We start from the raw sequence: 24,926 nt of genomic DNA, 5'->3' as shown, positions 1-24,926 counted from the left end.
GGTAAAGAGTTGGGAGCGGCGCTGAGTATGGAAGAATTGGTGGCTGACAGGCTTGGAAGAATAGCTGCTGATGGGTTTGATATTTTTAAGATATCAAAACAAGCGCTTAAAATTTATCAAGATCTGAACTTTTCTCTCACGAAAAATTTAGATATTGCGCTATTGTCGCTAATAGCAATGGTCGAAGGGCCAGAGTTTGAAATGACAGAAAAATAGTTTCATGAATTTTTATCTGATATTTGACAGATTTCGTTTCCAATACACGTATTTTGATCAGGCACTATCTGCACCGGCCAACGTCGCTGACGTTGATCCAAGTTGGGTCACCTCTTAGCCTAAGCACTCATCTCGCCCCAAACCTCCCAACTCCAGTAACCGCCACAAACAAGCCCCAAGCGCTGACTTGGGGCTTCACAAAATCGCAGCTCTTCGAAACCCTACATCACAGCACAAACTTACTCATCAGCCCCTGCAAATGCACACCCAATCGTGCCAGCTCAACGCTGGACGATGCCGTTTCCTCACTCGCCGAAGCCGTCTGCTCGGAGATGTCCCGAACGTTGATCACACTGCGGTTGATTTCCTCGGCCACCGCGCTCTGCTCTTCGGCAGAGGCGGCTATTTGCTGGTTCATCGACTCAATGGTCGTGATGGATCGGCTGATGTTACCTATGGAGGTACCTGCATCACGGGTCAAGGCAACGCTGTCATCGGTCAGCAGGCGGCTGTTTTCCAGGGTGGTCGCTACTTGTGCGGTTCGGCTGTGCAAACCGTCGATCAAGATCGCAATTTCTTCGGTCGAAGTCTGAGTGCGCTGGGCAAGACTGCGGACTTCATCGGCGACCACGGCGAAGCCGCGTCCGGCCTCACCGGCGCGTGCGGCTTCGATGGCGGCATTGAGGGCCAGCAAGTTGGTCTGTTCGGCCACTGCCTTGATCACGTCGAGCACGCCACCGATCTTGTTGCTTTCCTGTTTCAGCTCGTCCATTGCAACTTTGGAGCGCCCGACCTCGGTGGCAAGTGTTTCGATCTGAATGACGGCCTTGGAAACCACGGCATCGCCTTCGCGCACTTCTCGGGAGGCACTGACGGCGGCATTCGAAGCTTGCTCGGCATTGCGGGCAACTTCCTGCACGGTGGCAGCCATCTGGTTCATGGCGGTGGCGACCTGGTCGGTTTCAGTGCGCTGGCTGTTCACTCCGGCGCTGGTCTGCTCGGTCACGGCGGAAAGCTGCTCGGCAGCGCTTGCGATCTGGGTAACGCCATCGCGCAGGCCGCCGATCAACTGGCGCAGATTCAAGGTCATGCGGTGCATGCTGGTTTGCAGCAGGCCAAGTTCATCCTTGCGCGTTGGGGCTTCATTGTGGGTCAGGTCGCCATTGGCGACGCGGTCAGCCAGCTGCAGTGTTTCACGCAGTGGAATGACGATCATCCGGGTGATGATCCAGGCCGCCAGGACGCTGGCGATAAGCGCGGCGACGAGCCAGAGAATCAGCATGCGGTTGGCTTGATCGACGTCTGCAAGGCGCAGGGCTACCTGGTTCTGCGCCAGTTGATTGGCCGAACCGAGCAGGACTTCGATGTTCTTCGAGATCCCCGCCTGGCCTTGGTTGATAGTGGCTTGCGAAGACGAGAATCCGTTGATGGCGGATCCATAGGCGTTCATCGAGTCCACCAGGCTGGCGACAGCGGAGGCGTCGATGCCGGAACTTGTCAGGCTTTTCATGTAATCGGAGGCTGCGGCAATCGAGGCGGCGGCCAGCTGTTGAGCCTCGGGTTTGAGGGTGTAGGTGTACCCACGCACATCGAAACGCATTTTTTGAAACAGCATGAGGGCCCGTTGCACCGCTTCGCGTTGCGCGGCGTCGCCATCCATTGAGTTGGCGCGCCCATTCAACTGTCGCAACTTGGCGTCTGCGGTGTCGGCTGCGGTGCCGAAGACATCCCTGCTGGCTTCCCGCGCGCGGGTGGCAGCGATGATGCTGTTGTAATGATCCTTGTATTCCTTCATGGCCGCCATGGCCGCTTTCACATGAGGAATATTAAGCTCGGAGTTCAATACGCTGTTGAGGTAGGCAAGGTGGTTATCGAGATTTTCGTAGGCCTTCAGCCAGGTCGCGGCGTTGGCGTCGTCAGAGTTCTGGCCATAGACCAGTCGGGCTATGCGCATGTCTCGGGTCAGGGTGCTGAGCTTGGCAATGTCCGTGATGCGCTCGCTGCGCTCACTCATGGAGGCGATGCCTCGCCAGCCCGTCAGGGCGATCAGGACCGTCAGTACGATCACGAGCGTGAACCCGAGCGCCAACTTTGATCTGACTGATAAGTTGGTCAACGCATTGTTAAACATGTAAGCCTCTCGAATAGATGTTTTAGTTTTCCAGTCGGCTCCTCCATGCCATTGATGCGTCAATGCCATCGGCTGGGAGTGGGAAATCTTTAACAACTATTTTTAAAAGAGGTGTTTGTTCTGAGTGTTCCGAAGTTTGGAGAAAGTTCAGTGCTTAGCGTGCTATTTTTTGTTAGAAAATGTATGTCGGAATATTTTTCCAAAAAAGCCGATTTTTTTATCTTTCGATAAGCATCCCCTGGATTGTGCACAAGGACATCACCGGCCTCCAGGCCTGACTGAAGTCAACCGGCCAGATCAGCTGAAAAGTCGGCGTGCGTGTCGCAATTACGACCCTGACAGAGGCGTCACAGGTTCAACCAGTCACCTAACTGCACCTCAGCATGAAGAGGGCGGCATGCTCGGGATTCCAAAGCCGCGGCTTAGCCTGCTAGATGTGCTGCTGATCGTGCCGATCACCATCGCGACCTACCATTCCGCTAGTCTGGACGTTTACATCAATGGAGCGGCTTACCAGAAGTAGGAAGGTGACCCGAAGGCTAAGTGGGAGATGCCTACCAAAATGGAGCGCGCCGGTATCGCCAACATCGCTATCTGGATTCCTGCAAGCCTGCAGGTGTTACAGGACAATAACCAGCTTGAGGCGCAGATCAACACGCTGATGGGTAGGCGTGCGACAGAAGTTAGAAACTGCGCTTATCATCGACGAAGGTGGATCAGGTGAAATTTTAGGTTTTAAACAACAGGCCATCGCTACCGGCATTACCACCGGCAAACCAGTTGCCCAACCTCAAGGCCGACGGCTGGAATCCCAACGCCATCGTCATGAACCCACATGACTGGTTCGCCATCGAGAGCGAGCGTGCAGAAGGCGGCGACGGTCAGTATGTCATTGGCACGCCACGTGATCCTGCTCCGCCCAGCCTGTGGGGTACGCCTGTCGTCGTCACCAATGGTATGCCGCAGGGCTAAGCGCTGATCCTAGATACCACTGTGGCTGCGCTGCTGGACCGGCAGGAGGTGACGGTAGAAGCGAGCCGCCACGATGGCGACAACTTCAAGCGCAACCTGGTCACGATTCTCGCCGAGCTCCGCGCTGGCCTGGCCGTCTTCGCGCCTACAGCCACTCGCCTGGTAACGCTCGGTACAGCAGCCGCCCAGGGAAAATCGTCTACGTAACGCCTGGCGTGGGTTAGCTGTGAGTGCCACGACCTCATAACCGCAGCAGTCAGAGCCCCCTTTTCCTTTGTGGGGTGATCCGATACTGGCCCGCCCTGCGGGCCTTTCTATTCACTCCGGAGAAGACCATGAGCCGTACGCATCTACCCAAGCCAATCCAACGAGCCCTCAACCAAATCGCCCACAGCCGCGCACTATTGCGCCAGATGGGGGAGCGCGAGCGGTTGAGCAAAGAGATTGATCGACTGCTGGCCGGCGGCCTGAGCGCAGCAGAAGCGCTGGAGCAGATGCGGTCGGCGCCGCCGTACATCGCACCGGACTACTAGGGGGGGCGGGTCGAAAGTCTGGAAGGTTCGCTGACCTAGACCGCTTCCGACCCCACGTACAGATTTTTTTCCCCTCAGGATTTTTTGTTAAAAGTGTTAAAGCCAAATGCCGATCAGGCATACCGCTGCAGGCCACGCCCAGTATGGGCTGCACTAGATTTACCCGCCGTCGGACATGTTAACTCTAGGAGGCTGCCCGTGAGCGCCGAAAACTCAGACTACTCAAGACCACCAGTCCCTGAAATGTCCCGCGAACTGGCAGGAAGCATCGCCGCTAAGGCCGAATCCCTAGCCAGGCGCTTCGAGCACCAGGCAGTTTGCGAAATGGCACGCGCGGCGCGGCCTGGCTCGAGGCATGACCGAGCGGGAAATCGGCAAGGAGCTGGGCTTGTGAGCCCCATCGACCGTTTCAAAGCGGCCTGCAGCGTGACCGACTTCGCCAAAGCGCCGAACACCACCGGCGGCTACACCGTTTGGTCAGTGACAACCATCGTCAAAGGTGGCCGGAGCGACATAGACGGCCCGTATTTCACAGCCGAAGAAGCTGCAATATCTGCCGAACTGCTTACCAGCATCGATAAGTTCGCAAAGCCCCAGGCCTCAACGCATTGCTCAGTGTGGAATCCGGACCCAAGACGCGAAAAGGCGATCCGCGATGACGCCCGCGCATCCCGAATGCTGCTGGCAATGCAGCTGGGAACCCAAATACCAAATCACGGCGCCGACAGTGCGCCCAGGAGTTGAGTCATGGCCGCCACAGCAGCCCGCTACACCCCTATGATGCGCGTTTACCTCTCAGGGTCTATGGCACGCCGTTTCTTTCGCTACAAGGACTATCAGCTGTCCAGCGGTAGCGTCTGGGAGGCGTTCAAGGCTTTGGGAAATACCGTGGAGGGGTTTGCAGAAGAGGTGACCAAGCTCAGCAGACTAGGGATGCGCTTTGCGATCATCCAAAACCGAAAGAACGTTGGCCAGCATGAGTTTGAAAGAGGTGGGCTACGAGAGCTCCGCATCGTACCTGTTATCGAAGGATCCAAAAGGGCTGGCGTTCTACAAACAGTTGTTGGTGTGGCGCTGATAGTCATCGCGAGCTACATAACAGCCGGCACCGCTGCCTCAGCCATCATGGGTGCCGGCATTGCCAACACCGCCGGCGGTGTCATGCAGATGCTCAGTCCCCAGGCCAATGGCTTATCACAGAGTGGCTCTCCAGAGAACCTGCCCTCCTACGCTTTCGGCTCTGCCAAAAACACCACCGCCAGCGGCAATCCGCTACCGATCTGTATAGGTAAGCGCCGCTGAGGCGGGGCGATCATATCCGCCTCGATCTACGCTGATGACAAGGCTTAATGTGAGCCAGGGTTACTTTTAAACATCCTTAATTCGGGGCGCCTAGAGTATCCTCAATTTTGAGGATACTCTTTGAAGACAAGTTAATGTAAGTGTGGTTGTGACTAGACCTCATTGAAGGCTCCGCAGCTGTTGCATCTGATCACAATGCCCAATAGCTGCGTTCTTGCGATACCTTGGGTAAGATGGGATCGGCATTTTTCACAGCATAGCGCTACTCCAATGTCATACCCTTGGAACAGAACAGTGCCTTTGCTGGTTTTCTCAAAAACTGTCCTCGTATTTGGATCTGGCTCGGGGATTACCTTGAGGCATATTTCTTCCTCTATCTTCGGCAGTGTTCTTTGAATCACCGCAGTGATATGGCAGTCTCGATAAAGCTTTCCTGATTCGCAAGGACAAGCCTCGTCTAGATCGATCTTGGCCATGATTACACCTTCATCACAGTGATTGGCATGTCGGGGTCGATGTAGCGTCCCAGCTCAGGAGTTCTCAACTTCATCTTAGTAAGCATTACCAGAAGATAGGTGAAGAACCTGCCAAACGTAGCGTCTTTAGCACCTTCAATCACAATGCGAAGCAAAGATTCAAGTTCGGGCTCAGCATTTTTGGCGCGCTTTTGGGCAGTCAATACCAAATTAACAAACTCATCCGTATCCAAGAGCATATGTTTTTCACCTGCACTAAAATCAATATGCTCATATCTTAGTAGCCCCTCCCCTAAAACGCAGACGAGGTTTACAAAGTAATTCACATCGTGAGTGACGGCACTCTGCACTTGCCAGTTTTGCTTGAGGGATTCCAGCGAATTACCTGCGAGCTGGTAACCTAGAACTATACCGAATGGCCTAGAGGGTCTAACTAAAGTTACATGCTCATCGGTCTGCACGACTCCAAGGTCTCGGGGTGCTAGCTCTTTGAAAAATGCAATCTTCTTCGCAGCATCATCAAACTCTGCTTTGGATAGCGATGACTTGACTTCAATAATCCCATAAACCCCTTCCATTGGAAGTATTGAGGTTTTACCTGAGTAGAGTATAGGGCAATTGACGGCATCGTAAATAATAATATCAACGGCGTGAGAGCGTTGGCCGTTCTGTGTTAGCACCTCACCTTTAGTAACACCATAGCGTGACGGCAGATGCTTGTGAAGAAAGTCTATAAGTATCTCTTCCCTGTTCTCCCCTTTATCCCCGTTGTGCCGAATGAATCCTGACTCCCTGAATTTACCAAGCATCGTCATTTCGATTGATGCGAATAATTCTTTCAAACTCATAGGGCACCTCGACTTTGATGTATTCTCGACTCACTCATCTTGCCTGAAGCATTGCAGACCTAGTTTCTGCGACGTCTCGGCAGATCTTTCAATTCAACCACTTACCCCAGTCTATTGCGAGACACGCCAGGGCGATTTGGACTACAGCAAATACCCCCAGCATCAATGAGTAGTGTCTATTGCTATTTACAATTTTAATATTTATTTTATCATTAACAAATTTGTATTCTCTATCTGCTCTAGCTAAAACTTTTAGCACAAAATCGCTCAAACCGTTCAGTCGCCCTTCGTAAACAGCCAAGTAACGCTCTGGACATACCCATGACGTGTACTTCCTCAACTGATCTATCTCATCCTTTACCAAAGTAAGATTTTCAATAATGGAAAACAATTTAGTCTGCTTCTCAGAACAATGTGTATTTTCTAACTCAAAACCTATATGCTTTTCTAATATCTTCAACTGACATTTTATCTTATAATAAAAATGCCCAGGCAATGAGACAACCATCACCGAATCAAAGATCTGATTGGCTGATTTTGTAAACTCATCTAGATCGTACTCTCTTCCAAACGAGGAATATCGCTGAGAACGCACCTCCAACAAGTCATATCTCTCTGACTTGAACTCATTTAGATCAAGAAAAACACCTTTAGAAAGTAGTTCTCTAACACATGCCCCCTGATAAGTTCTATAAACATATTCTTGAGCCTGATAATCATCGAGCTGATTAGAGTTACCCTGATCAGCAAAGATCAGCCGATCACTATCATTAATAAAATCCCATCCTTTAAATATATATCTGCAAGATGATCCAGGCATGCCTATTTTTTTTAATATATTATCAAGACCGGCAAAAGCATCATCTTCAAGCATAGCCATTCTATCTCTAAGCATCTGACCAGCCAAATAATCTGACCTGTAGTACGAAACAGCGAGATTATTTTTTCTGAACAGGTTGTATCCTTTGAATTCTGCGGTGGGCGTTAAGCTTGAAGTATCAACCCCCTGAACCATCCCGGTTGCAGTGGGCTTTGCCCAAAAATATAAATTTAAGTACGCAGACCCTGAAGGTAGGAGAGCTAAGCTTAACAAGCACCCTGAGAAATACCGAGGCCCATCTTCTAAATGGTCCACACTTCCAGGACCCAGATTGCCTCCAAAGCTAACATTACCAACGATATTTTCACGAGGGCTAGATAGATAGGATCTGGCGTAGACTGCTTCTACGTGTCTGTCATCAATCCAAGTATGCTTTGAGCGCTCATGCCATTCTCTTAGCATAGCTAGCTCTCTGGACGTCAACTCCAATACACAACCTATCCCTTTAAGCTTTATAGTTTTCTCCGGATCATAGAAAAAACTAGCCCAGGAAGGAAATTTCTTATTTGCGCTCCTATTTATGAAGTGTTCATGGCTTTCAGCAATGCACCTGATACGCCGCGGGAACAACGCTGGAAAGCGCCTAGCGGCTGAGAGCACCTTGCGTGTAAAAACTGCCTTCCTTGGACTACTTTCCATGAAGCTCACCCTGCCTGCCCAAACTGAGAGTGTAGCGGCAGTCCGCATGGTGTAAAAGTACAAGCGGTTGGTGTCACAAGGCGTGTGCATCCTCAGATCATTTGTCGCTTTGGGGAGAAATTGCTAGTCATGAACAACTGGGAGCAGATGGGCGAACCGTGCGTTTGATCAGTCAGCAACGAAAGCTGCATGCAGCTTCGTGAGCATGAAGCGGGCAATCGGTCCGAGATGCCTTTCGATCACAGGCCCCACGTCGTTTCCGTGTATCCCTCGGCGCATCGTACTCATTGGCGCAGGCTTTCCAGTTGGATAGGGGTACGATTCGGGGCCTGCTGAATATTCATCCACTCCGACGTCCCATTGTATGGACATCTCGTAGAAATATTCGATTCCGTCTCTGCACCGCTGGCGGCGTCACTCAGATTCTCAGCCCTCAGCCCTCAGCCCTCAACCCAAAAGGCTGAGCACAAAGTGGCCCGCCAGAGAGCCTGCCGTCCTATGCCTTCAGCTGCGCAAAGAACACCGCTGTCGGCGGTAATTCGGTTCGATCTGCATTGGCGAACGTCATTGGGATGGGATGATCCACTCGGCCTCGATCTACGCTGAGGACAAGGTTTAGGTAACCGAAAATTAGGTGCAGGATCGGTTAAGGACGTTTTTCGTTCTCTTGGATTTTACGTGATCTGCACGGACAAAATCCGTGGTTGTAACGGTGGCTCAGCTTTGGCCACCTACCTCTTTGAATCGACGAGCTAGCTTCGCCGCGAGCCATATCGAAGGGTTCGATTTTGAACCGTAGCCGCTTTCCTCAACCACCGAACTTTGTTTGTTAGTGGAACATCGCTCTTGAGTATCTGACTCTAGTCCCAGCCGGTGTCCCCATTGGTTGGCTCACCGGTACTTCTTTGCGGACCTGTATCAGTTTCAGCGTCAATCGGGCTATCGGTAAATTCTGCCGATGGTCGGTGAATTCGCTCGGTCATGTAGTAAAGTCCGAGTAATGTAGTAGAAATTAGGTTGTAAAGGACGAAAAGATAGACGCAGGCAAAACTCCATTTAATCGTAAAAGCGTATTGGGCTGGTATCATCTGGGCAATTGGATAAGCGACTAGATTTGCCGCTATCCCACAGAAATAGAGGAAAATAGAGCAAAACGATAAATATCCGAATAAGAAGCAGAGGAATCTGCGCCTCGTGAGTGTTTCCGGTGCATTGTTGATTAGCCAGCCCGGCGTCAGAATTGGGCTGTCTCCATCCATTCTTTTATCCATATCTTTTTGATTAAAAGTAGCAACGGCTGCCAGTGAGGCGATGTAAAAGCCAGTAACGATCTGCAGGTAACTGCCAACACCTGAAATAAGGCCTTTATCGCCGAATACCTGAATTTTCCAGTCGATAACCCAAAAAATTACCAAGGAAAGCGCTAAAAAGGCAGCAGGAAGTACGATTTCGTCCAGAAACTTGTCAGGTCGTCGAATTCGTAAATAGACGAGTGGTACCAACAGGCGTTTCACGCTACCCATCACCATTACCTCTGCTACTTTAGATCTGAAATTTGAGCAACAAAAGCCATATTTAGCTCATCGGAACACTGCGGCAGTGGTTGCACACTTTTTAGAAACTCCATTCTCCCAAACAGTGCCTCTGCTGCGTCCTGTCTTGCCGAACTAAGGTCTACAGTGCGAATTTTGCCTTCCTCGTGTTTAAAAATTATTTTGAAATGCTCAAACCCTTTGTTTGAGTACATTCTGCGCACTCTGTTTATAAGTCCAACTGCCTCTTCTCCGTCAAGCTTTGGAGCAACTTTAACTCTCACAATATTAGTCGATCTGATCAGCTTTTCTGGTTCGTCCAGGTCGGCTATTGTATCACTTTTGCTGACTTCTATGAATCTGAGCTCACCATCTTCGAGGTCTTTTTTAAGAGTGTTTGAAGTATGATGGATCATCGTTAAGTAAGGATGGCAACTGCCTTCCTTCCCAGTTGCGGGATCGATGAATGTCCTAAGCATAGTCTTTTTCAGCACGGCGTTTAGGAAGGGAAGTATTCGTGTTTTACCAATTCCTGGAACGTCTTCAAGAAGCATGAGGAACTCCAAAGGCTTTCCAGGCATAGGCATTAGATTAATGACCATGTGTGCTGAAACAGCAATCCCTTCTCCATCAAGCTTCGGCTCCTGTCTGAGCTTTCCAGATTTCAAATGACTGAAAGACGGATCGGCAGCGTTTGAATCCGAATACTGAATTAATAAGGCTGCCATTGAGCCGTCCTTCTTAAATCTCACATCGGTAACACGAATGCACGCAGTATTTCTATCTACCATTTTGTAGCAGAGGTCTTTTTTGAATTCTGCTTCAATTTTATTTAATGCTTCTTTTAAGTCGTAACGAGGAGCCCCAAGGGGCGCCGTCTCTAACGAAGCAGTATAGTAGTGAATCCAGCGATCGTGCTTATCCAGCATAGCTCTGCCCGTCTTAGCTATAGAGGGGGGCGCAGGATAGCTTGGCAGGTTCCGGGGTAGGCAGCATTTCAGTGCTACCTATACAAGGCGGCATCGCTCCTCACTCCATGACGAACGCGACCAGCGAGAAGCGCATTAGCTCGCACCTGCTCAAGAGAAGATGTGGCTATATGCACCCATATTGCACCCACCATATTTGGTGGAGAAGGTTAGGCAACCGCTAACCCTTTGAATTTGTTGGTGCACCAGGCGGGATTCGAACCCACGACCCCTGCCTTCGGAGGGCAGTACTCTATCCAGCTGAGCTACTGGTGCAACGCGGGCGCCATGATACCCATGTCGGGGGTGGTCGTCCATTGCGATAACCGGCCCATCGTTTGTAATCTGCTACGGTGACAGGTGCACAGGCTGGGCAAGCCCTTGTTTACGGGGCCTGTCGTTCTTTTTTTCGAACGGCTATTGTCCTTTCACCCCATAGATCCTAGGATTCGTTTGAGATTTCAAACGCTCTTGTCTGGTCGCTGAAACGCATGAGTCCATCCATGCGCTATTTCCACCTCAGCCCGGGCGACTTCTCATCCCTCCATTCGTGCCGTCACGTACGGCGCCGTTAAGGAAGCCGACATGCAGCTCAAAGACACCTCGTTGTTCCGCCAGCAAGCCTATATAGATGGTGCGTGGCTGGGCGCCGACAGTGGGCAGGCCATCAAGGTCAGCAACCCTGCTACCAACGAAATCCTCGGCACCGTGCCGAAAATGGGCGCCGCCGAAACGCGTCGCGCCATCGAGGCTGCCGACAAGGCGCTGCCGGCCTGGCGTGCGTTGACCGCCAAGGAGCGTTCGAACAAGCTGCGCCGCTGGTTCGAACTGATGATCGAGAACCAGGATGACCTCGCGCGTCTCATGACCCTGGAGCAGGGCAAGCCATTGGCCGAGGCCAAGGGTGAGATCACCTACGCCGCGTCCTTCATCGAGTGGTTTGCCGAAGAGGCCAAGCGCGTCTACGGCGACACCATTCCCGGTCACCAGCCGGACAAGCGCCTGATCGTGATCAAGCAGCCGATCGGCGTGACCGCGGCCATTACACCGTGGAACTTCCCTGCCGCGATGATCACCCGCAAGGCGGGTCCCGCGCTGGCTGCCGGTTGCACCATGGTGCTCAAGCCTGCTTCGCAGACGCCGTTCTCGGCGCTGGCGCTGGCTGAACTGGCCGAGCGCGCGGGTATTCCGAAGGGTGTGTTCAGTGTCGTGACCGGCAGCGCCGGCGACATTGGCAGCGAGCTGACCAGCAACCCAATCGTGCGCAAGCTGAGCTTTACCGGCTCCACCGAGATCGGTCGCCAGTTGATGGCCGAATGCGCTAAGGACATCAAAAAGGTGTCGCTGGAACTGGGTGGCAACGCGCCTTTCATCGTGTTCGACGATGCCGACCTGGACAAGGCGGTCGAGGGCGCGATCATTTCCAAGTACCGCAACAACGGCCAGACCTGCGTGTGCGCCAACCGCATCTATGTGCAGGACGGCGTGTATGACGCGTTCGCCGAGAAGCTGAAGGTGGCGGTGGGCAAGCTCAAGATCGGCAACGGTCTGGAAGAGGGCACCACCACGGGCCCGCTGATCGACGACAAGGCCGTGGCCAAGGTCAAGGAACATATTGCCGATGCCGTGGGCAAGGGCGCAACCGTGCTGACCGGCGGCAACGCACTGCAGGGCAACTTCTTCGAGCCGACCGTATTGGTCAACGTCTCCAAGGATGCCGCCGTGGCCAAGGAAGAAACCTTCGGCCCGCTGGCGCCGCTGTTCCGCTTCCAGGACGAGGCCGAAGTGATCGCCATGTCCAATGACACCGAGTTCGGCCTGGCGTCGTACTTCTACGCTCGCGACATGAGCCGGGTGTTCCGTGTCGCCGAAGCGCTGGAATACGGCATGGTCGGTATCAACACCGGTCTGATCAGCAACGAAGTGGCGCCGTTCGGCGGCATCAAGGCTTCGGGCCTGGGGCGTGAAGGCTCCAAGTACGGCATCGAAGACTATCTGGAAATCAAATACCTCTGCATTTCGGTGTAACCCACCGCGCAGACACCCTTGGCGGCCGGCGTCCGCAGCAGTCGATCATCGTATGCTGCTGCGGTACTCACCGGCCGCTCAATCCTTGAATCACGCCGACCGATGAGCGGCGAATGAGGAACTTCATGAGCAAGACCAACGAATCCCTGATGCAACGCCGCCAGGCAGCCGTCCCGCGCGGCGTGGGCCAGATTCACCCGATCTTCGCCGAGTCGGCGCAGAATGCCACGGTCACCGACGTCGAAGGCCGCGAGTTCATCGACTTTGCCGGCGGTATCGCGGTGCTCAACACCGGCCACGTTCACCCCAAGGTGATCGCCGCCGTACAGGCGCAATTGCACAAGCTGACCCACACCTGCTTCCAGGTGCTGGCGTACGAGCCGTACGTTGAGGTCTGCGAGAAGATCAACGCCAAGGTGCCGGGCGACTTCGACAAAAAGACCCTGCTGGTAACCACAGGCTCCGAAGCCGTGGAAAACGCCATCAAGATCGCGCGTGCCGCCACCGGCCGCGCCGGTGTCATCGCCTTCACCGGCGCCTACCACGGTCGCACCATGATGACCCTGGGCCTGACCGGCAAGGTCGTGCCGTACTCGGCCGGCATGGGCCTGATGCCCGGCGGTGTGTTCCGTGCGCTCTACCCCTGCGAATTGCATGGCGTGAGCGTCGACGATTCCATCGCCAGCATCGAGCGCATCTTCAAGAACGACGCCGAAGCCCGTGACATCGCAGCGATCATTCTGGAGCCGGTGCAGGGCGAGGGCGGCTTCTATGTCGCGCCCAAGGCTTTCATGCAGCGTCTGCGCGCCCTGTGCGATCAACACGGCATCCTCTTGATCGCTGACGAGGTGCAGACCGGCGCAGGCCGTACCGGCACGTTCTTCGCCATGGAGCAGATGGGCGTTGCGCCCGACCTGACCACCTTCGCCAAATCCATCGCTGGCGGCTTCCCGCTTGCCGGTGTGTGCGGCAAGGCCGAGTACATGGATGCCATCGCACCAGGTGGCCTGGGCGGCACCTACGCCGGCAGCCCGATCGCCTGCGCCGCGGCACTGGCCGTGATGGAAGTGTTCGAGGAAGAAAACCTGCTCGATCGCAGCAAGGCCGTTGGCGAGCACCTGGTAGCTGGCCTGCGTGCCATCCAGTCCAAGTACCCGGTCATTGGCGATGTGCGTGCACTTGGCGCGATGATCGCCGTCGAGCTGTTCGAAGGCGGCGACACCCACAAGCCGAACGCCGCAGCAGTGGCCCAGGTCGTGGCCAAGGCGCGCGACAAGGGCTTGATCCTGCTGTCGTGCGGTACTTACGGAAACGTCCTGCGCATCCTGGTCCCGCTGACCGCGCCAGACGAGCAGTTGAACAAAGGCTTGGCCATCATCGAAGAGTGTTTCGCTGAACTGGCTTGAGTGATGTGATCGTTTGATAGAAAACCCGCTTCGGCGGGTTTTTTTATGGGGTGGTTTTATTTTGGCTGGCTATGCACTGATCGAGGATGGCACGAGCGATCCAGTCGGGATTGTCTTTGAAATAAGGTAATCAACGACGCCCACACTTCTGCACGTAAACAACGGTTTCCGAGGGGCGCAGCACGCTGAAGGTCGCGCTATAAATATCAAGCTGAGCCGGTGCTTTACCAAGCCCGTGATTCTTCAACTGGCCGTTTGCAGCAAGGCGCGGCATGCGCTAAAAACCCTTTGCTGGATCCATTGTTCTGCACGACCGACACGCCATACTGTCGGTGCTCACGCATCACGGCCCTGACCCGGCCTTCACCTCTGGCTCATGGAGTGCGCCTATGAATGCTGTTGCCAGCTTCCCCCCTCGTGTGTTGATCGCCGATTCCGACCCCTGGATGCGTGATCTGCTGTCCCAAATGCTGCTGGCCGTACGGGGCGATGCGCGTCTGCAAATGTGCGCGACGGGGCCTGATGCGTTGGAGCATCTGCGTGAGCTACCGGATCTGGTGATCGCCACACGCGAGCTGCCGGGTATCAGCGGTCTCGATCTATTGCGCGGCGTACGCAAAAGCCCTCGCCTGGCGACCTTGCCCTTTATTCTGCTGAGCGAGCGCGGCGACAGTGCCAGTGTGCGAGAAGTGCTGCCGTTGGCGCCGACGGCGTACCTGACCAAGCCTGTGGATATGGCAGGTTTGAAAGCGCGTCTGCTGACCTTGCTGCCAAACTCGGGAGATGTTGGAGCGCAGCGGGCTCCACAGATCGCTGCAGGTACTACGTTGGACCACTATGTCGAGCGTCGGCGCCTGGAGTGCGACGGCGGCCCTTTGTTGTGTGATGTGCAGGCGGCCGTGATTCGCGCATCGGGAGATATGAAGGTATTGGAAGCCAACCTGCGCAGTGATCCGCAGGTCACGGCAGTGCTGATCAGCGCGGCCAACAGCGCCGCGAAACCAGGTGCGTCGCCGGTATTGACGCTGCAGCAGGCACTGTACGCCTTGGGTGTCACACAGAGCAGAAACCTGTTGCTGGCCCTGGCCTCCAAACCTGGCGCCTACCTGACCGACCCACTGTTGCTGGAGCGGGCCGAGGTCTGCTGGAACCGCTCGGCCCACACCGCGGAATTCGCCCGCAGCATTGCGCGTCAGCAGCAGCTAGATGAGTGGTTTTGCCACTGCGCAGGTTTGTTGCACTGCCTGGGTGACCTGGCGTTGCTGCGGGTGTTGCAGGAATGGCAACTGGCGGGCGGCGAGCTCGACGAAGTCCGGATCACCCAGGTGCTGCGTACTTTCAGTGCGCCTTATGGATCGGAACTGCGCCGACGCTGGCGGTTGCCGCTTGAACTGCGAGAGTTGATTGCCGCAGCCTATCAATTGGGCGGAGGGGTCTACTCGAGGGAAAAGTTGATTGTGAATGTTGCGGCGCAAATGGCGTCGCTGGGGGCAGATGAAGATGTCACCCAAATCGCTCAAGGCAAACCCGCACGGTTACTTAAGATAGGGGTGTCGCAGCTGAACTGGTGGCGAGGGGCGCCGATGATTCGCTGATCTGCTGAACTACGCCGGGACATGGATAAAGACCTCTATCGACCTGGGGCCTTGGCGGCAATCGAGAGAGATGAGGATCAACCACCCCAGCAATGGTCGAATATTTTCTGAGCGATCTAGGGCAGGTCACGCTGAAATTCTGGAAATACCTCGAAGCGGCCCAGCATGCGGTCGGTGCAGATGAATACCTTTTGGCCTGAGCCTGCGATGGTGCAGATACCGCCAAAGCTGACATTACCTTCGCGCGATGTGGTAACCGGCAAGGTATAGAGGCTTTCACATGACTGGATTTCAGTAGTGTTTTGATTCCAAAGAGCGTTGTCTCTGAATTCTTTTGTGACAGACTCCCAGTCCTCCAAATCAACTTTAGTTAACCTGGAATAAGCAGGGGGAAAGCTTAGGCAGTTTTCGCTACCACAATTGGCCGTAACCGATAGCGGGATAAGTGTGGCAATTATAAATAATTATTTCATGTGTAACCCCTTGAGTGGTTATTCTCCGTAGCTTCATGGAAAAGTAAACCATGACCTAACATATGGCTCAAGGAAACGAATATGTCTTTTTAATAGAGAGCAATGAAGTTGGCTAGCACAACCTCCACCCAATGGGCTTTGATCTAGGTAGATAATTCTACAAGTTGATACAACATGCTTTAATTGCCTAATGGGCCAGACGTGATCAATCCAGCACGGTTGCATAAAATAGGCGTGTCGCAATTGAACGAGTGGCCGGGGACACAAATGGTTCGCTGACCTAGGCGGGCACGATCTGATTCTTGCCTTGGCGCTTGGCCTGGTACATGGCGGCGTCGGAGCGCGAGAAGAGTGAGTCGAGCATTTCGTCCTGGGGCTGGATGCTGGTCAGGCCTTGGCTCACGGTGACGCCGTAGCTCTTGCCGTTGTGGTTGAAGCTCATGCGTTGGATCTCGCGTTGCAGGCGCTCGGCGATCTGCATGGCCATGTCTGGGGCGCAGCCTGGGAACACCGCGGCGAACTCTTCGCCGCCGATGCGCCCGAACAGGTCACCACGGCGCAACACCGCGCGGCCGGTTTCGGCAATGCGTTGCAGCACATGGTCGCCCTCCTGGTGACCGTAGGTATCGTTGATCATCTTGAAGTCATCGATATCCAGCAGCAGGAAGGCCATCGGTGTGTCGTTGAGGCGGGACTGTTCGAACTCGCGGTGGGCGCACTCGAAGAAGTGTCGGCGGTTGCTGCTCTGGGTCAGCACGTCAGTGGTGGCGAGGCGCTGGAGCTCGCCTTCCAGGTGCTTCTTTTCGGTGATGTCCTCGGCGATGCCCACCACAATGACGCGCTGACCGGGATCTGCCTGGTGGCTGACGAAGCATTTGTCGCTGAGCCAGCGGATCTGACCGTCGGCGCTGATGATGCGGTACTCGCGATCTTCGACGGCGCCCTTGTCGAGAACCTCGGCGAGGCTACGGTCGGCGTAGTCGAGATCGTCGGGGTAGATGCTGTCGCGCCATTCGTTGTAGTCGGCCAGCAACAACCCCACCGAGCGACCGAAGATCCGCTCGTAGGCAGGGCTGACGTAGATCATCTGCTGCGTTTCCCAATCGAACGCCCAGAGTACCGCGTTGACGCTGACCAACAGCGAGCTGAATAGCTGTTCGCGCTCTTTCAACCGCGCGACCTCACCTTGGGCATGCATCAAGGCGAGTAAGGTTTCGGCGGCTTCGGGTAAAGGCTTGACGGGTGTAGAAGGTAATTTTTTATTGACCATCATCACGGCATCTCAGAGGCGTTGGGATTACTGCGAACGGATGCGCGAAAAAGGCGCGGCCCAGGCATGACCCCAGGCGGTAGCGCTATGAGTCTGAGAGCGGAAAACTGTGATGAAGTTCCGACGGTACGCCCCGGGGCCGGGGCGTACCGATAAACGGCTCAGGCTACCGCAGGCCTCAACGAATAGGTCTTGAGCTGGGTCGCAAAGTCGCGCAACGAGTGGATACCACTGGCTTCCGCTTCTTGGATCCAATCCTTGATGGCGGCCAGCATATCATGCCCGTTGGAACTGGTGCGCGCCCAGATCTGTTGCAGGGCCAGGCGCTTTTCGTAGATGACTTTCAAGGGGTGGCTGTGTTCGAGCATCGTCTGGATATGCAGATGATGACCCTCGTCCAGCAGGCTGGTTTCACGGGACAGCAGGCGCTTGGCGCGGCGAAATTGGTGGCGTACCGATTCGTCGACCTTGCTCAGTTCCTGTTGCACGAGGGGGGCGATGACCAGCTTGCGGTACTGCGCCATGATCTGGAAGCGGTTGTTCAGGATCGCCATGGCGGTGTCCATGTCGAGCTGGCCCTTGCCTTCCACGCGGTGGGCGATCGGGGCCACACGCTGCACCTTGGCCAGGCGCAGCCAGGTGAACAGCTTGATCCAGGCCCAACCCATGTCGAATTCCCATTTCTTGACCGACAGCTTGGCCGAGTTGGGGTAGGTGTGGTGGTTGTTGTGCAGCTCTTCGCCGCCGACGATGATGCCCCAGGGCACCAGGTTGGTGGCCGCGTCGCGGCATTCGAAGTTGCGGTAGCCCACGGCATGACCCAGGCCGTTGATGACGCCGGCGGCCCAGAACGGAATCCACATCATCTGCACGGCCCAGACCGTCAGGCCCAGGGCGCCGAACAGCAGCAGATCGATGACCAGCATCAGCACCACGCCGCTCAGGCGAAAGCGTGAATACAGGTTGCGCTCGATCCAGTCTTCGGGACAGTTCTTGCCATAGATGCGCAAGGTGTCGGGGTTTTCAGCCTCTTTGCGGTAGAGCTCGGCGCCGGTGCGCATGACGGTGCCCAGGCCCTTGATGACGGGGCTGTGCGGGTCGTCGACGGTTTCGCATTTGGCGTGGTGCTTGCGGTGGATAGCGGTCCACTCGCGGGTGTTCTGGGCAGTGGTGAGCCAGAGCCAGAAACGGAAGAAGTGCTTGAGCCCGGCGTTGAGTTCCAGGGAGCGGTGGGCAGAATAGCGGTGCAGATAGACAGTGACACCGACAATGGTGACATGGGTCAGCAACAACGTGACTGCCACCACTTGCCAGGCGGACAGATCGAGAAAACCGTTGTACCACATAGGCGGGAGGGCCCTCGGTTGGGTGGGTAATGCGTGCAGCGCATTATCGACAAGCTATCAGAGAAAGCCAGTCGCTCTTTTGAAGAAGAGTCGCTGAATGTTTCTATTCTATAATTGATACACATTTTATGTGGGCCGATTGACCCTATGTCCGTTTTATCTCGGGTTACAACGCGCGCCGTTGTGATTTACCTGATTGTCTGCGTGTTGTGGCTTCTGTTGTGCGATCGATTGTCCAACGGCCTTTTCGGTGCCTCGCTGGCCGGATGGGAGCTTCATCTGGCCACTTGCGCTGTGTGGCTGCTGGGCAGTGCCTTTGCCTTCGCCTGGCAGCGTGCGCGCCAGGCCAATCGCGAAAGCCGACGCCTGGCGGCAGCGGTCTTCGACTGCACCGCCGATGGTGTGCTGGTGACCGATACCGCAGGGCGCATCCTGCAGGTCAATCGGGCCTTCATGGCGATCACCGGGTACGAGGAGCACGAAGTGCTGGGGCAGAACCCGAGCAGGTTCAAGTCCGGGCAGCACCCGCCGGCCTTCTATGAACAGATGTTCGGCACGCTGGCCGAGCACGGTCAGTGGAGCGGCGAGATCTGGAACCGTCGCAAGAGTGGTGACATCTATCCTCAGTGGCAGACCATCCGCGCCGTTCGCGATGATCGGGGAATGCTGAGCCACTACGTGGCGGTGTTCTCCGACATCAGCGCGATCAGGCATTCACAGCGCGAGCTGGCCCATCTGGCACAGCACGACCCATTGACCGGGCTGCCCAACCGCCTGCTGTTCAGCCGCCGCGCCGAGCACGCGTTGAACACGGCCAGGCTTGCGCACCGCAACTGCGCCTTGCTGTTGATCGACCTCGATCACTTCCAGAACGTCAACGACAGCTTCGGTCATGGCGTGGGTGACCGGTTGTTGATGGCGGTGGTCGAGCGGCTGCAGTCGGGGCTGGGCGAAGAAATAACCCTGGCCCGCCTGGGAGGGGATGAGTTCGCCGTGCTGGTGGAAGGCGAATTGCGCAGCGGTCAGGCGACGGCGCTGGGGCAGGCATTGCTTGAAGGCATGCGAGCACCTTTCGTCATCGATGGCCACACCCTGTTCATCAGTGCCAGCATGGGCATCAGCGTGTTTCCCGACGATGCCCAAGGCGCCGAACAACTGTTGCGCAATGCCGATTCGGCGCTGTTCCAGGCCAAGGCGCGGGGTCGTTCGAGCTATGCCTTGTACACCGAAGAGCTGACCGCGCGCGCCCAGCAGCACATCGAAGTGACCGCCGAACTGCGGCAGGCTTTGGCGGATGGTCAGCTGTGCGTGCATTACCAGCCGGTGCATGCACTGCGCGACACCGCCATGGTCGGGGTTGAAGCGCTGGTGCGCTGGCAGCATCCGGAGCGCGGGCTTGTGCCGCCGGGACAGTTCATACCCATCGCCGAGCGCAGCGGTCTGATCGCCGAGATCGACACCTGGGTGCTGGCCACCGCCTGTCGGCAGATGCGCCAGTGGCAGGTCGAGGGCAAGGCACTGGATTTCGTGGCGGTGAACATCTCCAGCCGTCTGTTCAGCCACCATGATCTCTGCCGGCAGGTCGAGAAGGTCCTGGCCGAGACGCAACTGGCGCCTGCGCACCTGGAGCTGGAAGTCACCGAAAGTGCGGTCATGGATGATCCGGACCGCGCCCTCGAGCAGCTGCATCACCTGCGCGACCTGGGCCTGCAGTTGGCGATCGACGATTTCGGCACCGGTTATTCATCCTTGCTCAGGCTCAAGCGCCTGCCGGTGCACAAGCTCAAGATCGACCAGGGTTTCGTTGCCGGCCTGCCGGGTGACGAGGACGATGTGGCGATCACCACGGCGATCATCGCCTTGGCCCGCAGCATGGGCATGCAGGTGCATGCCGAGGGCATCGAGCAGGCTGACCAGGCCCGGTTTCTGCTGGAACATGGGTGCGGACTTGGCCAGGGCTACTGGTTCGGTCGCCCTGTGGAGGCCAGAGCGCTGACATGGCAACCACGGTGAATGGCCAAAAACACGTTTGGTTATATGAAAATTCTTAAACAGTATTTTTAAGAATAATAGGACCTCTCTAATATCGCGCTCACGCCACCTTGGCACCCCCTTACCCAGGAGCATGATCATGAGCGCATCGCTACGCAGCGTAGAAGGACAGGACGAAGCCACCATTCTGCGGGAAATTCAGAGCGCGCTGCGCGACCTGCGTTTCGGTGCGGTGGAGATCACCGTTCACAACGCTCAGGTCGTGCAGATCGAGCGCAAGGAAAAATTCCGTTTGCAGAACCCGGGCAACAAGCCCAGCTGAATACGCGCCCTGCGTATCAGTCATAAGAAAAACACCCGCCATTCCAGGAGCTTCGTCCATGTCTATCCGCCGTTATGCCTTGGCAGCCCTCGCCAGCGCCGTATTTGCCGGTTCCGCAGTCGCCAAGGACTACGAGCTGCTCAACGTGTCCTACGATCCGACACGTGAGCTGTATCAGGAATACAACGCTGAGTTCGTCAACTTCTGGAAGAAAGAACACGCCGGTGACAACGTGTCGATCAAGCAGTCCCATGGCGGTTCGGGCAAGCAGGGCCGTGCGGTGATCGATGGTCTGCCCGCTGATGTGGTAACCCTGGCGCTGGCGGGCGACATCGACGAGATCAGCAAGCTGGGTAAATCGCTTCCGGAGAACTGGCAGACCCGCCTGCCGGATGCGAGCACGCCGTACACCTCGACCATCGTGTTCCTGGTGCGCAAGGGCAACCCCAAGGGCATCAAGGACTGGGGCGACTTGATCAAGAACGATGTCTCGGTGATCACCCCCAATCCGAAAACCTCTGGCGGCGCGCGCTGGAATTTCCTGGCCGCCTGGGCCTATGGCCTGAAGGCCGGTGGTGGCGATGAGGCCAAGGCCAAGGAATACGTGCAGACGCTGTTCAAGCATGTACCAATCCTCGACACCGGTGCGCGCGGTTCGACCATTACCTTCGTCAACAACGGCCAGGGCGATGTGCTGCTGGCCTGGGAAAACGAAGCGTTCCTGGCTCTGAAGGAAGATGGCGGCGCGGACAAGTTCGACATCGTCGTGCCTTCGCTGTCCATCCTCGCCGAGCCGCCAGTGGCGGTGGTCGACAAGAACGCGAAGAAGAAAGGCAACGAGGAAATCGCCGAGGCTTACCTCAAGCACCTGTACAGCCCGGCTGGCCAGGAAATCGCGGCGAAGAATTTCTATCGTCCGCGCGACAAGGACGTGGCGGCCAAGTACGAGAAGCAATTTCCGGCGTTGAATCTGGTCACTATCGATAAGGATTTTGGCGGGTGGAAAACGGCGCAGCCCAAATTCTTCAATGACGGTGGGGTGTTCGACCAGATTTATCAGGCTCAATAAGTTATAGACATGTGTTGAGGCGGCTGGCCTCTTCGCGGGCAGAGCCCCGCTCCCACAGTTTCATATGAACCCTGTGGGAGCGGGGCGGGCGGCGAGCCCTCTGCCCGCGAAGAGGCCATGATGCGTAAACCTGTACCAACCAAGGACTTCTATGTCGCGTCGTATCTCCCCCGTCATACCCGGCTTCGGGCTGACGCTGGGCTACACCGTCGTGTACCTCAGCCTGATTGTGCTGATCCCCCTGGCCGCCATGTTCGTGCATGCCGCGCAGTTGACCTGGGAACAGTTCTGGACCATCGTCACGGCACCCCGCGTTCTTGCTGCGTTGAAACTCAGTTTCGGCACGGCGTTGTGCGCGGCCATCATCAACGGTGTGATCGGCACGCTACTAGCCTGGGTGCTGGTGCGCTACACCTTCCCCGGACGCAAGATCATCGATGCGATGATCGACCTGCCGTTCGCCCTGCCCACGGCCGTGGCAGGCATTGCCCTGACCGCGTTGTACGCGCCCAATGGTCTGGTCGGGCAGTTCGCTGCCGATCTGGGCTTCAAGATCGCCTACACCCCGCTGGGGATCACCCTCGCATTGACCTTCGTCACCTTGCCGTTCGTGGTGCGCACGGTGCAACCGGTGCTGGCCGACATTCCGCGTGAGGTCGAGGAAGCTGCGGCCTGCCTGGGGGCCAAGCCCTTGCAGGTGTTCCGCTTCATCCTGGCACCGGCGCTGTTGCCCGCCTGGCTGACCGGTTTCGCCCTGGCCTTCGCCCGAGGCGTGGGCGAGTACGGCTCGGTCATCTTCATTGCCGGCAACATGCCGATGAAGACCGAGATCCTGCCGCTGCTGATCATGGTCAAGCTGGACCAATACGACTACACCGGCGCCACGGCCATCGGCGTGATGATGCTGGTGGTTTCCTTCATTCTGCTGCTGCTGATCAATCTGTTGCAGCGGCGCATCGAAACCCCTTGAAGGAGGCTCCGCACATGTCTGCATCTTCCATTGCTGCCTCCACCAATGCGGCCCGCCGTGGCAGCGCCACTTCGCGGCGGGTGTTGATCGCCCTGGGTTGGCTGATCTTCGCCGTGTTTCTGTTGTTGCCGTTGCTCATCGTCGTATCCCAGGGCCTGAAGCAAGGCTTGGGGACATTCTTTGCCGCCATCTTCGAGCCCGATGCGTTGTCGGCGCTCAAGTTGACCGTGTTCGCCGTGCTCATCTCGGTGCCGCTGAACCTGGTCTTCGGCGTCAGCGCGGCGTGGTGCGTGAGCAAGTATTCGTTTCGCGGCAAGAGCATCCTGGTCACGCTGATCGATCTGCCGTTCTCGGTATCGCCGGTCATTGCCGGCCTGGTCTATGTGCTGATGTTCGGCGCCCAGGGCCTGTTAGGGCCGTGGCTGCAGGACCATGACATCCAGATCGTGTTCGCCTTGCCCGGCATCGTGCTGGCGACGATCTTCGTCACTGTACCGTTCGTGGCCCGTGAGCTGATCCCGCTGATGCAGGAGCAGGGCACGCAGGAAGAGGAGGCGGCGCGCCTGCTGGGCGCGAACGGTTGGCAGATGTTCTGGCACGTCACTGTGCCGAACATCAAGTGGGGGCTGATCTACGGCGTGGTGCTGTGTACCGCGCGGGCGATGGGTGAATTCGGTGCCGTGTCGGTGGTGTCCGGCCACATCCGTGGCGTGACCAACACCCTGCCGTTGCACGTGGAGATCCTCTACAACGAATACAACCACGTCGCCGCCTTTGCCGTTGCGAGCCTGTTGCTGATCCTGGCGCTCTTCATCCTGCTGCTCAAGCAGTGGAGCGAGTCCCGTATTGACCGCCTGCGCAACAGCGCCGCGGAGGAATGATTAATGTCGATCGAAGTTCGTAACGTCAGCAAGCGCTTCAATGCCTTCCAGGCCCTGGACTCCATCAATCTGGACATCCAGAGTGGCGAGCTGGTGGCTTTGCTGGGCCCGTCCGGGTGCGGCAAGACCACCCTGCTGCGCATCATCGCCGGGCTGGAAACCCCCGATCAGGGCAACATCGTGTTCCATGGCGAGGACGTGTCCGGCCATGATGTGCGGGATCGCAACGTCGGCTTCGTGTTCCAGCACTACGCGTTGTTCCGGCACATGACGGTGTTCGACAACGTGGCCTTCGGCTTGCGCATGAAGCCCAAGCGCGAGCGGCCGACCGAAACGGTGATTGCGCAGAAGGTGCATGAGCTGTTGAACATGGTGCAGCTGGACTGGTTGCACGATCGCTATCCCGAGCAGTTGTCCGGTGGCCAGCGCCAGCGTATCGCTCTGGCCCGGGCGCTGGCGGTCGAGCCCAAGGTGTTGCTGCTCGACGAACCTTTCGGTGCGCTCGACGCCAAGGTGCGCAAGGAGTTGCGCCGCTGGTTGGCTCGTCTGCACGAGGACATCAACCTGACGTCGGTTTTCGTGACTCACGACCAGGAAGAGGCCATGGAAGTGGCCGATCGCATCGTGGTGATGAACAAGGGCGTCATCGAACAGATCGGCTCGCCGGGCGATGTGTACGAGAATCCGGCCAGCGATTTCGTGTATCACTTCCTGGGTGATTCCAACCGTCTGCAATTGGGCGGTGAGGAGCATGTGCTGTTTCGTCCGCACGAGGTGTCGCTGTCGCGTCATGAGTTGGAGGATCACCATGCTGCCGAGGTGCGTGACATTCGCCCGTTGGGCGCAACCACGCGGGTGACGTTGAAGGTCGAAGGGCAGAGCGATCTGATCGAGGCGGAAGTGGTCAAGGACCATGACAGCCTGAGTGGTTTGGCGCGGGGCGAGACGTTGTTCTTCAAGCCCAAGGTGTGGCAGAAGGCGTCGGGCCTGTAGCGGCGGCGCGTCAGACGTACCGCATGTGCCGCCGACGCGGCTCGCGCCGCTGCTACAGGAGATCGCGCACACCTGTAGCAGCGG

23 protein-coding genes, 1 tRNA gene and 1 pseudogene are annotated in these 24,926 nt (G+C 56.4%); 16 read left to right on the top strand and 9 right to left on the bottom strand.

Annotation, left to right across the window (positions count from 1 at the left end; genetic code table 11):
* The first annotated feature begins 27 nt into the window (after positions 1–27).
* Positions 28–216, top strand: coding sequence for a hypothetical protein (locus tag QMX89_RS15560; RefSeq protein ID WP_282348885.1), 189 nt, complete (start codon positions 28–30; stop codon positions 214–216).
* Between the two features lie 226 nt (positions 217–442).
* Here QMX89_RS15560 and QMX89_RS15555 read toward each other — a convergent pair whose 3' ends face one another.
* On the bottom strand, positions 443–2,347 hold the full coding sequence (locus QMX89_RS15555; RefSeq protein WP_049859000.1) for a methyl-accepting chemotaxis protein: 1,905 nt from the start codon (positions 2,345–2,347) through the stop codon (positions 443–445).
* 780 nt (positions 2,348–3,127) lie between these two features.
* Between QMX89_RS15555 and QMX89_RS15550 the strand changes: the two genes are divergently transcribed.
* The 5 genes from QMX89_RS15550 (at position 3,128) to QMX89_RS15530 (ending at position 5,154) form a co-directional block, all read left to right on the top strand.
* Positions 3,128–3,319, top strand: coding sequence for a phage major capsid protein (locus QMX89_RS15550; RefSeq protein WP_282348884.1), 192 nt, complete (start codon positions 3,128–3,130; stop codon positions 3,317–3,319).
* Between the two features lie 21 nt (positions 3,320–3,340).
* Entirely contained in the window at positions 3,341–3,526 is a 186-nt protein-coding gene (locus QMX89_RS15545) for a hypothetical protein (RefSeq protein ID WP_282348883.1), read from the top strand.
* 128 nt (positions 3,527–3,654) lie between these two features.
* Positions 3,655–3,852, top strand: a complete 198-nt coding sequence (locus QMX89_RS15540) for a hypothetical protein (protein ID WP_282348882.1) — start codon at positions 3,655–3,657, stop codon at positions 3,850–3,852.
* Between the two features lie 390 nt (positions 3,853–4,242).
* Positions 4,243–4,596: a hypothetical protein gene (locus QMX89_RS15535; RefSeq protein ID WP_282348881.1), complete on the top strand. Its 354-nt coding sequence runs from the start codon at positions 4,243–4,245 to the stop codon at positions 4,594–4,596.
* A 3-nt stretch (positions 4,597–4,599) separates the two neighbouring features.
* Positions 4,600–5,154 carry a tail assembly protein gene (locus QMX89_RS15530; RefSeq protein ID WP_282348880.1) on the top strand — a complete coding sequence of 185 codons (555 nt, stop codon included), beginning with the start codon at positions 4,600–4,602 and terminating at the stop codon, positions 5,152–5,154.
* A gap of 152 nt (positions 5,155–5,306) precedes the next feature.
* On the opposite strand, the gene QMX89_RS15525 is transcribed toward QMX89_RS15530, so the two are convergent.
* The 3 genes from QMX89_RS15525 to QMX89_RS15515 all read right to left on the bottom strand — a co-directional run bounded on the left by QMX89_RS15525 (position 5,307) and on the right by QMX89_RS15515 (position 7,997).
* The gene (locus QMX89_RS15525; protein ID WP_282348879.1) at positions 5,307–5,630 is read right to left on the bottom strand and encodes an SEC-C metal-binding domain-containing protein; all 324 of its coding nucleotides are present in this window, start codon (positions 5,628–5,630) and stop codon (positions 5,307–5,309) included.
* 2 nt (positions 5,631–5,632) lie between these two features.
* A complete protein-coding gene (locus QMX89_RS15520) occupies positions 5,633–6,478 on the bottom strand; it encodes a DUF6602 domain-containing protein (RefSeq protein ID WP_282348878.1) in 846 nt (281 codons plus the stop codon).
* A gap of 88 nt (positions 6,479–6,566) precedes the next feature.
* Positions 6,567–7,997: a hypothetical protein gene (locus QMX89_RS15515; protein ID WP_282348877.1), complete on the bottom strand. Its 1,431-nt coding sequence runs from the start codon at positions 7,995–7,997 to the stop codon at positions 6,567–6,569.
* Positions 7,998–8,401: 404 nt separating this feature from the next.
* Between QMX89_RS15515 and QMX89_RS15510 the strand changes: the two are divergent.
* A pseudogene (locus QMX89_RS15510) lies at positions 8,402–8,616 on the top strand (tail assembly protein); the annotation flags it as partial.
* Positions 8,617–8,857: 241 nt separating this feature from the next.
* Here QMX89_RS15510 and QMX89_RS15505 read toward each other — a convergent pair.
* The 3 genes from QMX89_RS15505 to QMX89_RS15495 all read right to left on the bottom strand — a co-directional run bounded on the left by QMX89_RS15505 (position 8,858) and on the right by QMX89_RS15495 (position 10,773).
* Entirely contained in the window at positions 8,858–9,511 is a 654-nt protein-coding gene (locus QMX89_RS15505; protein ID WP_282348876.1) for a hypothetical protein, read from the bottom strand.
* Positions 9,512–9,534: 23 nt separating this feature from the next.
* Positions 9,535–10,458, bottom strand: a complete 924-nt coding sequence (locus tag QMX89_RS15500; protein WP_282348875.1) for a hypothetical protein — start codon at positions 10,456–10,458, stop codon at positions 9,535–9,537.
* Positions 10,459–10,696: 238 nt separating this feature from the next.
* A tRNA-Arg gene (locus QMX89_RS15495) sits at positions 10,697–10,773 on the bottom strand.
* Between the two features lie 309 nt (positions 10,774–11,082).
* Here QMX89_RS15495 and gabD point away from each other — a divergent pair.
* The 3 genes from gabD (at position 11,083) to QMX89_RS15480 (ending at position 15,526) form a co-directional block, all read left to right on the top strand.
* Positions 11,083–12,525, top strand: coding sequence for an NADP-dependent succinate-semialdehyde dehydrogenase (gene gabD, locus QMX89_RS15490; protein WP_056844575.1), 1,443 nt, complete (start codon positions 11,083–11,085; stop codon positions 12,523–12,525).
* A gap of 125 nt (positions 12,526–12,650) precedes the next feature.
* On the top strand, positions 12,651–13,931 hold the full coding sequence (gene gabT, locus QMX89_RS15485; RefSeq protein ID WP_043191825.1) for a 4-aminobutyrate--2-oxoglutarate transaminase: 1,281 nt from the start codon (positions 12,651–12,653) through the stop codon (positions 13,929–13,931).
* Positions 13,932–14,320: 389 nt separating this feature from the next.
* Positions 14,321–15,526: an HDOD domain-containing protein gene (locus QMX89_RS15480; protein WP_282348874.1), complete on the top strand. Its 1,206-nt coding sequence runs from the start codon at positions 14,321–14,323 to the stop codon at positions 15,524–15,526.
* 753 nt (positions 15,527–16,279) lie between these two features.
* Here the strand turns inward: QMX89_RS15480 and QMX89_RS15475 are convergent.
* The gene (locus QMX89_RS15475; protein ID WP_049859012.1) at positions 16,280–17,269 is read right to left on the bottom strand and encodes a sensor domain-containing diguanylate cyclase; all 990 of its coding nucleotides are present in this window, start codon (positions 17,267–17,269) and stop codon (positions 16,280–16,282) included.
* Between the two features lie 161 nt (positions 17,270–17,430).
* A complete protein-coding gene (desA, locus tag QMX89_RS15470; RefSeq protein WP_049859003.1) occupies positions 17,431–18,615 on the bottom strand; it encodes a delta-9 fatty acid desaturase DesA in 1,185 nt (394 codons plus the stop codon).
* 147 nt (positions 18,616–18,762) lie between these two features.
* On the opposite strand from desA, the gene dibA reads away from it, so the two are divergent.
* From dibA to QMX89_RS15440, 6 genes are all read left to right on the top strand, one after another.
* Positions 18,763–20,628 carry a phosphodiesterase DibA gene (gene dibA / locus QMX89_RS15465; protein WP_282348873.1) on the top strand — a complete coding sequence of 622 codons (1,866 nt, stop codon included), beginning with the start codon at positions 18,763–18,765 and terminating at the stop codon, positions 20,626–20,628.
* Between the two features lie 118 nt (positions 20,629–20,746).
* Positions 20,747–20,929 carry a sulfur starvation response protein OscA gene (gene oscA, locus QMX89_RS15460; protein ID WP_043191814.1) on the top strand — a complete coding sequence of 61 codons (183 nt, stop codon included), beginning with the start codon at positions 20,747–20,749 and terminating at the stop codon, positions 20,927–20,929.
* 58 nt (positions 20,930–20,987) lie between these two features.
* Positions 20,988–21,998 (top strand): sulfate ABC transporter substrate-binding protein, encoded by a 1,011-nt coding sequence (locus QMX89_RS15455; RefSeq protein ID WP_049859005.1) that lies wholly within the window; start codon positions 20,988–20,990, stop codon positions 21,996–21,998.
* A 151-nt stretch (positions 21,999–22,149) separates the two neighbouring features.
* The gene (gene cysT / locus QMX89_RS15450) at positions 22,150–22,968 is read left to right on the top strand and encodes a sulfate ABC transporter permease subunit CysT (RefSeq protein WP_056844570.1); all 819 of its coding nucleotides are present in this window, start codon (positions 22,150–22,152) and stop codon (positions 22,966–22,968) included.
* 14 nt (positions 22,969–22,982) lie between these two features.
* Complete coding sequence (cysW, locus tag QMX89_RS15445; RefSeq protein ID WP_056844569.1) at positions 22,983–23,849, top strand: sulfate ABC transporter permease subunit CysW; 867 nt, start codon at positions 22,983–22,985, stop codon at positions 23,847–23,849.
* A gap of 3 nt (positions 23,850–23,852) precedes the next feature.
* The gene (locus QMX89_RS15440) at positions 23,853–24,842 is read left to right on the top strand and encodes a sulfate ABC transporter ATP-binding protein (protein WP_049859008.1); all 990 of its coding nucleotides are present in this window, start codon (positions 23,853–23,855) and stop codon (positions 24,840–24,842) included.
* The last annotated feature ends 84 nt before the right edge of the window (positions 24,843–24,926 follow it).

The sequence above is a fragment of the Pseudomonas sp. PS01301 genome, from assembly GCF_029960215.1.
Classification (GTDB): Bacteria; Pseudomonadota; Gammaproteobacteria; order Pseudomonadales; family Pseudomonadaceae; genus Aquipseudomonas; species Aquipseudomonas coleopterorum.
The sequence above is the reverse complement of the archived record's forward strand: the minus strand, read 5'-3'. Positions and strand labels throughout refer to the sequence as shown.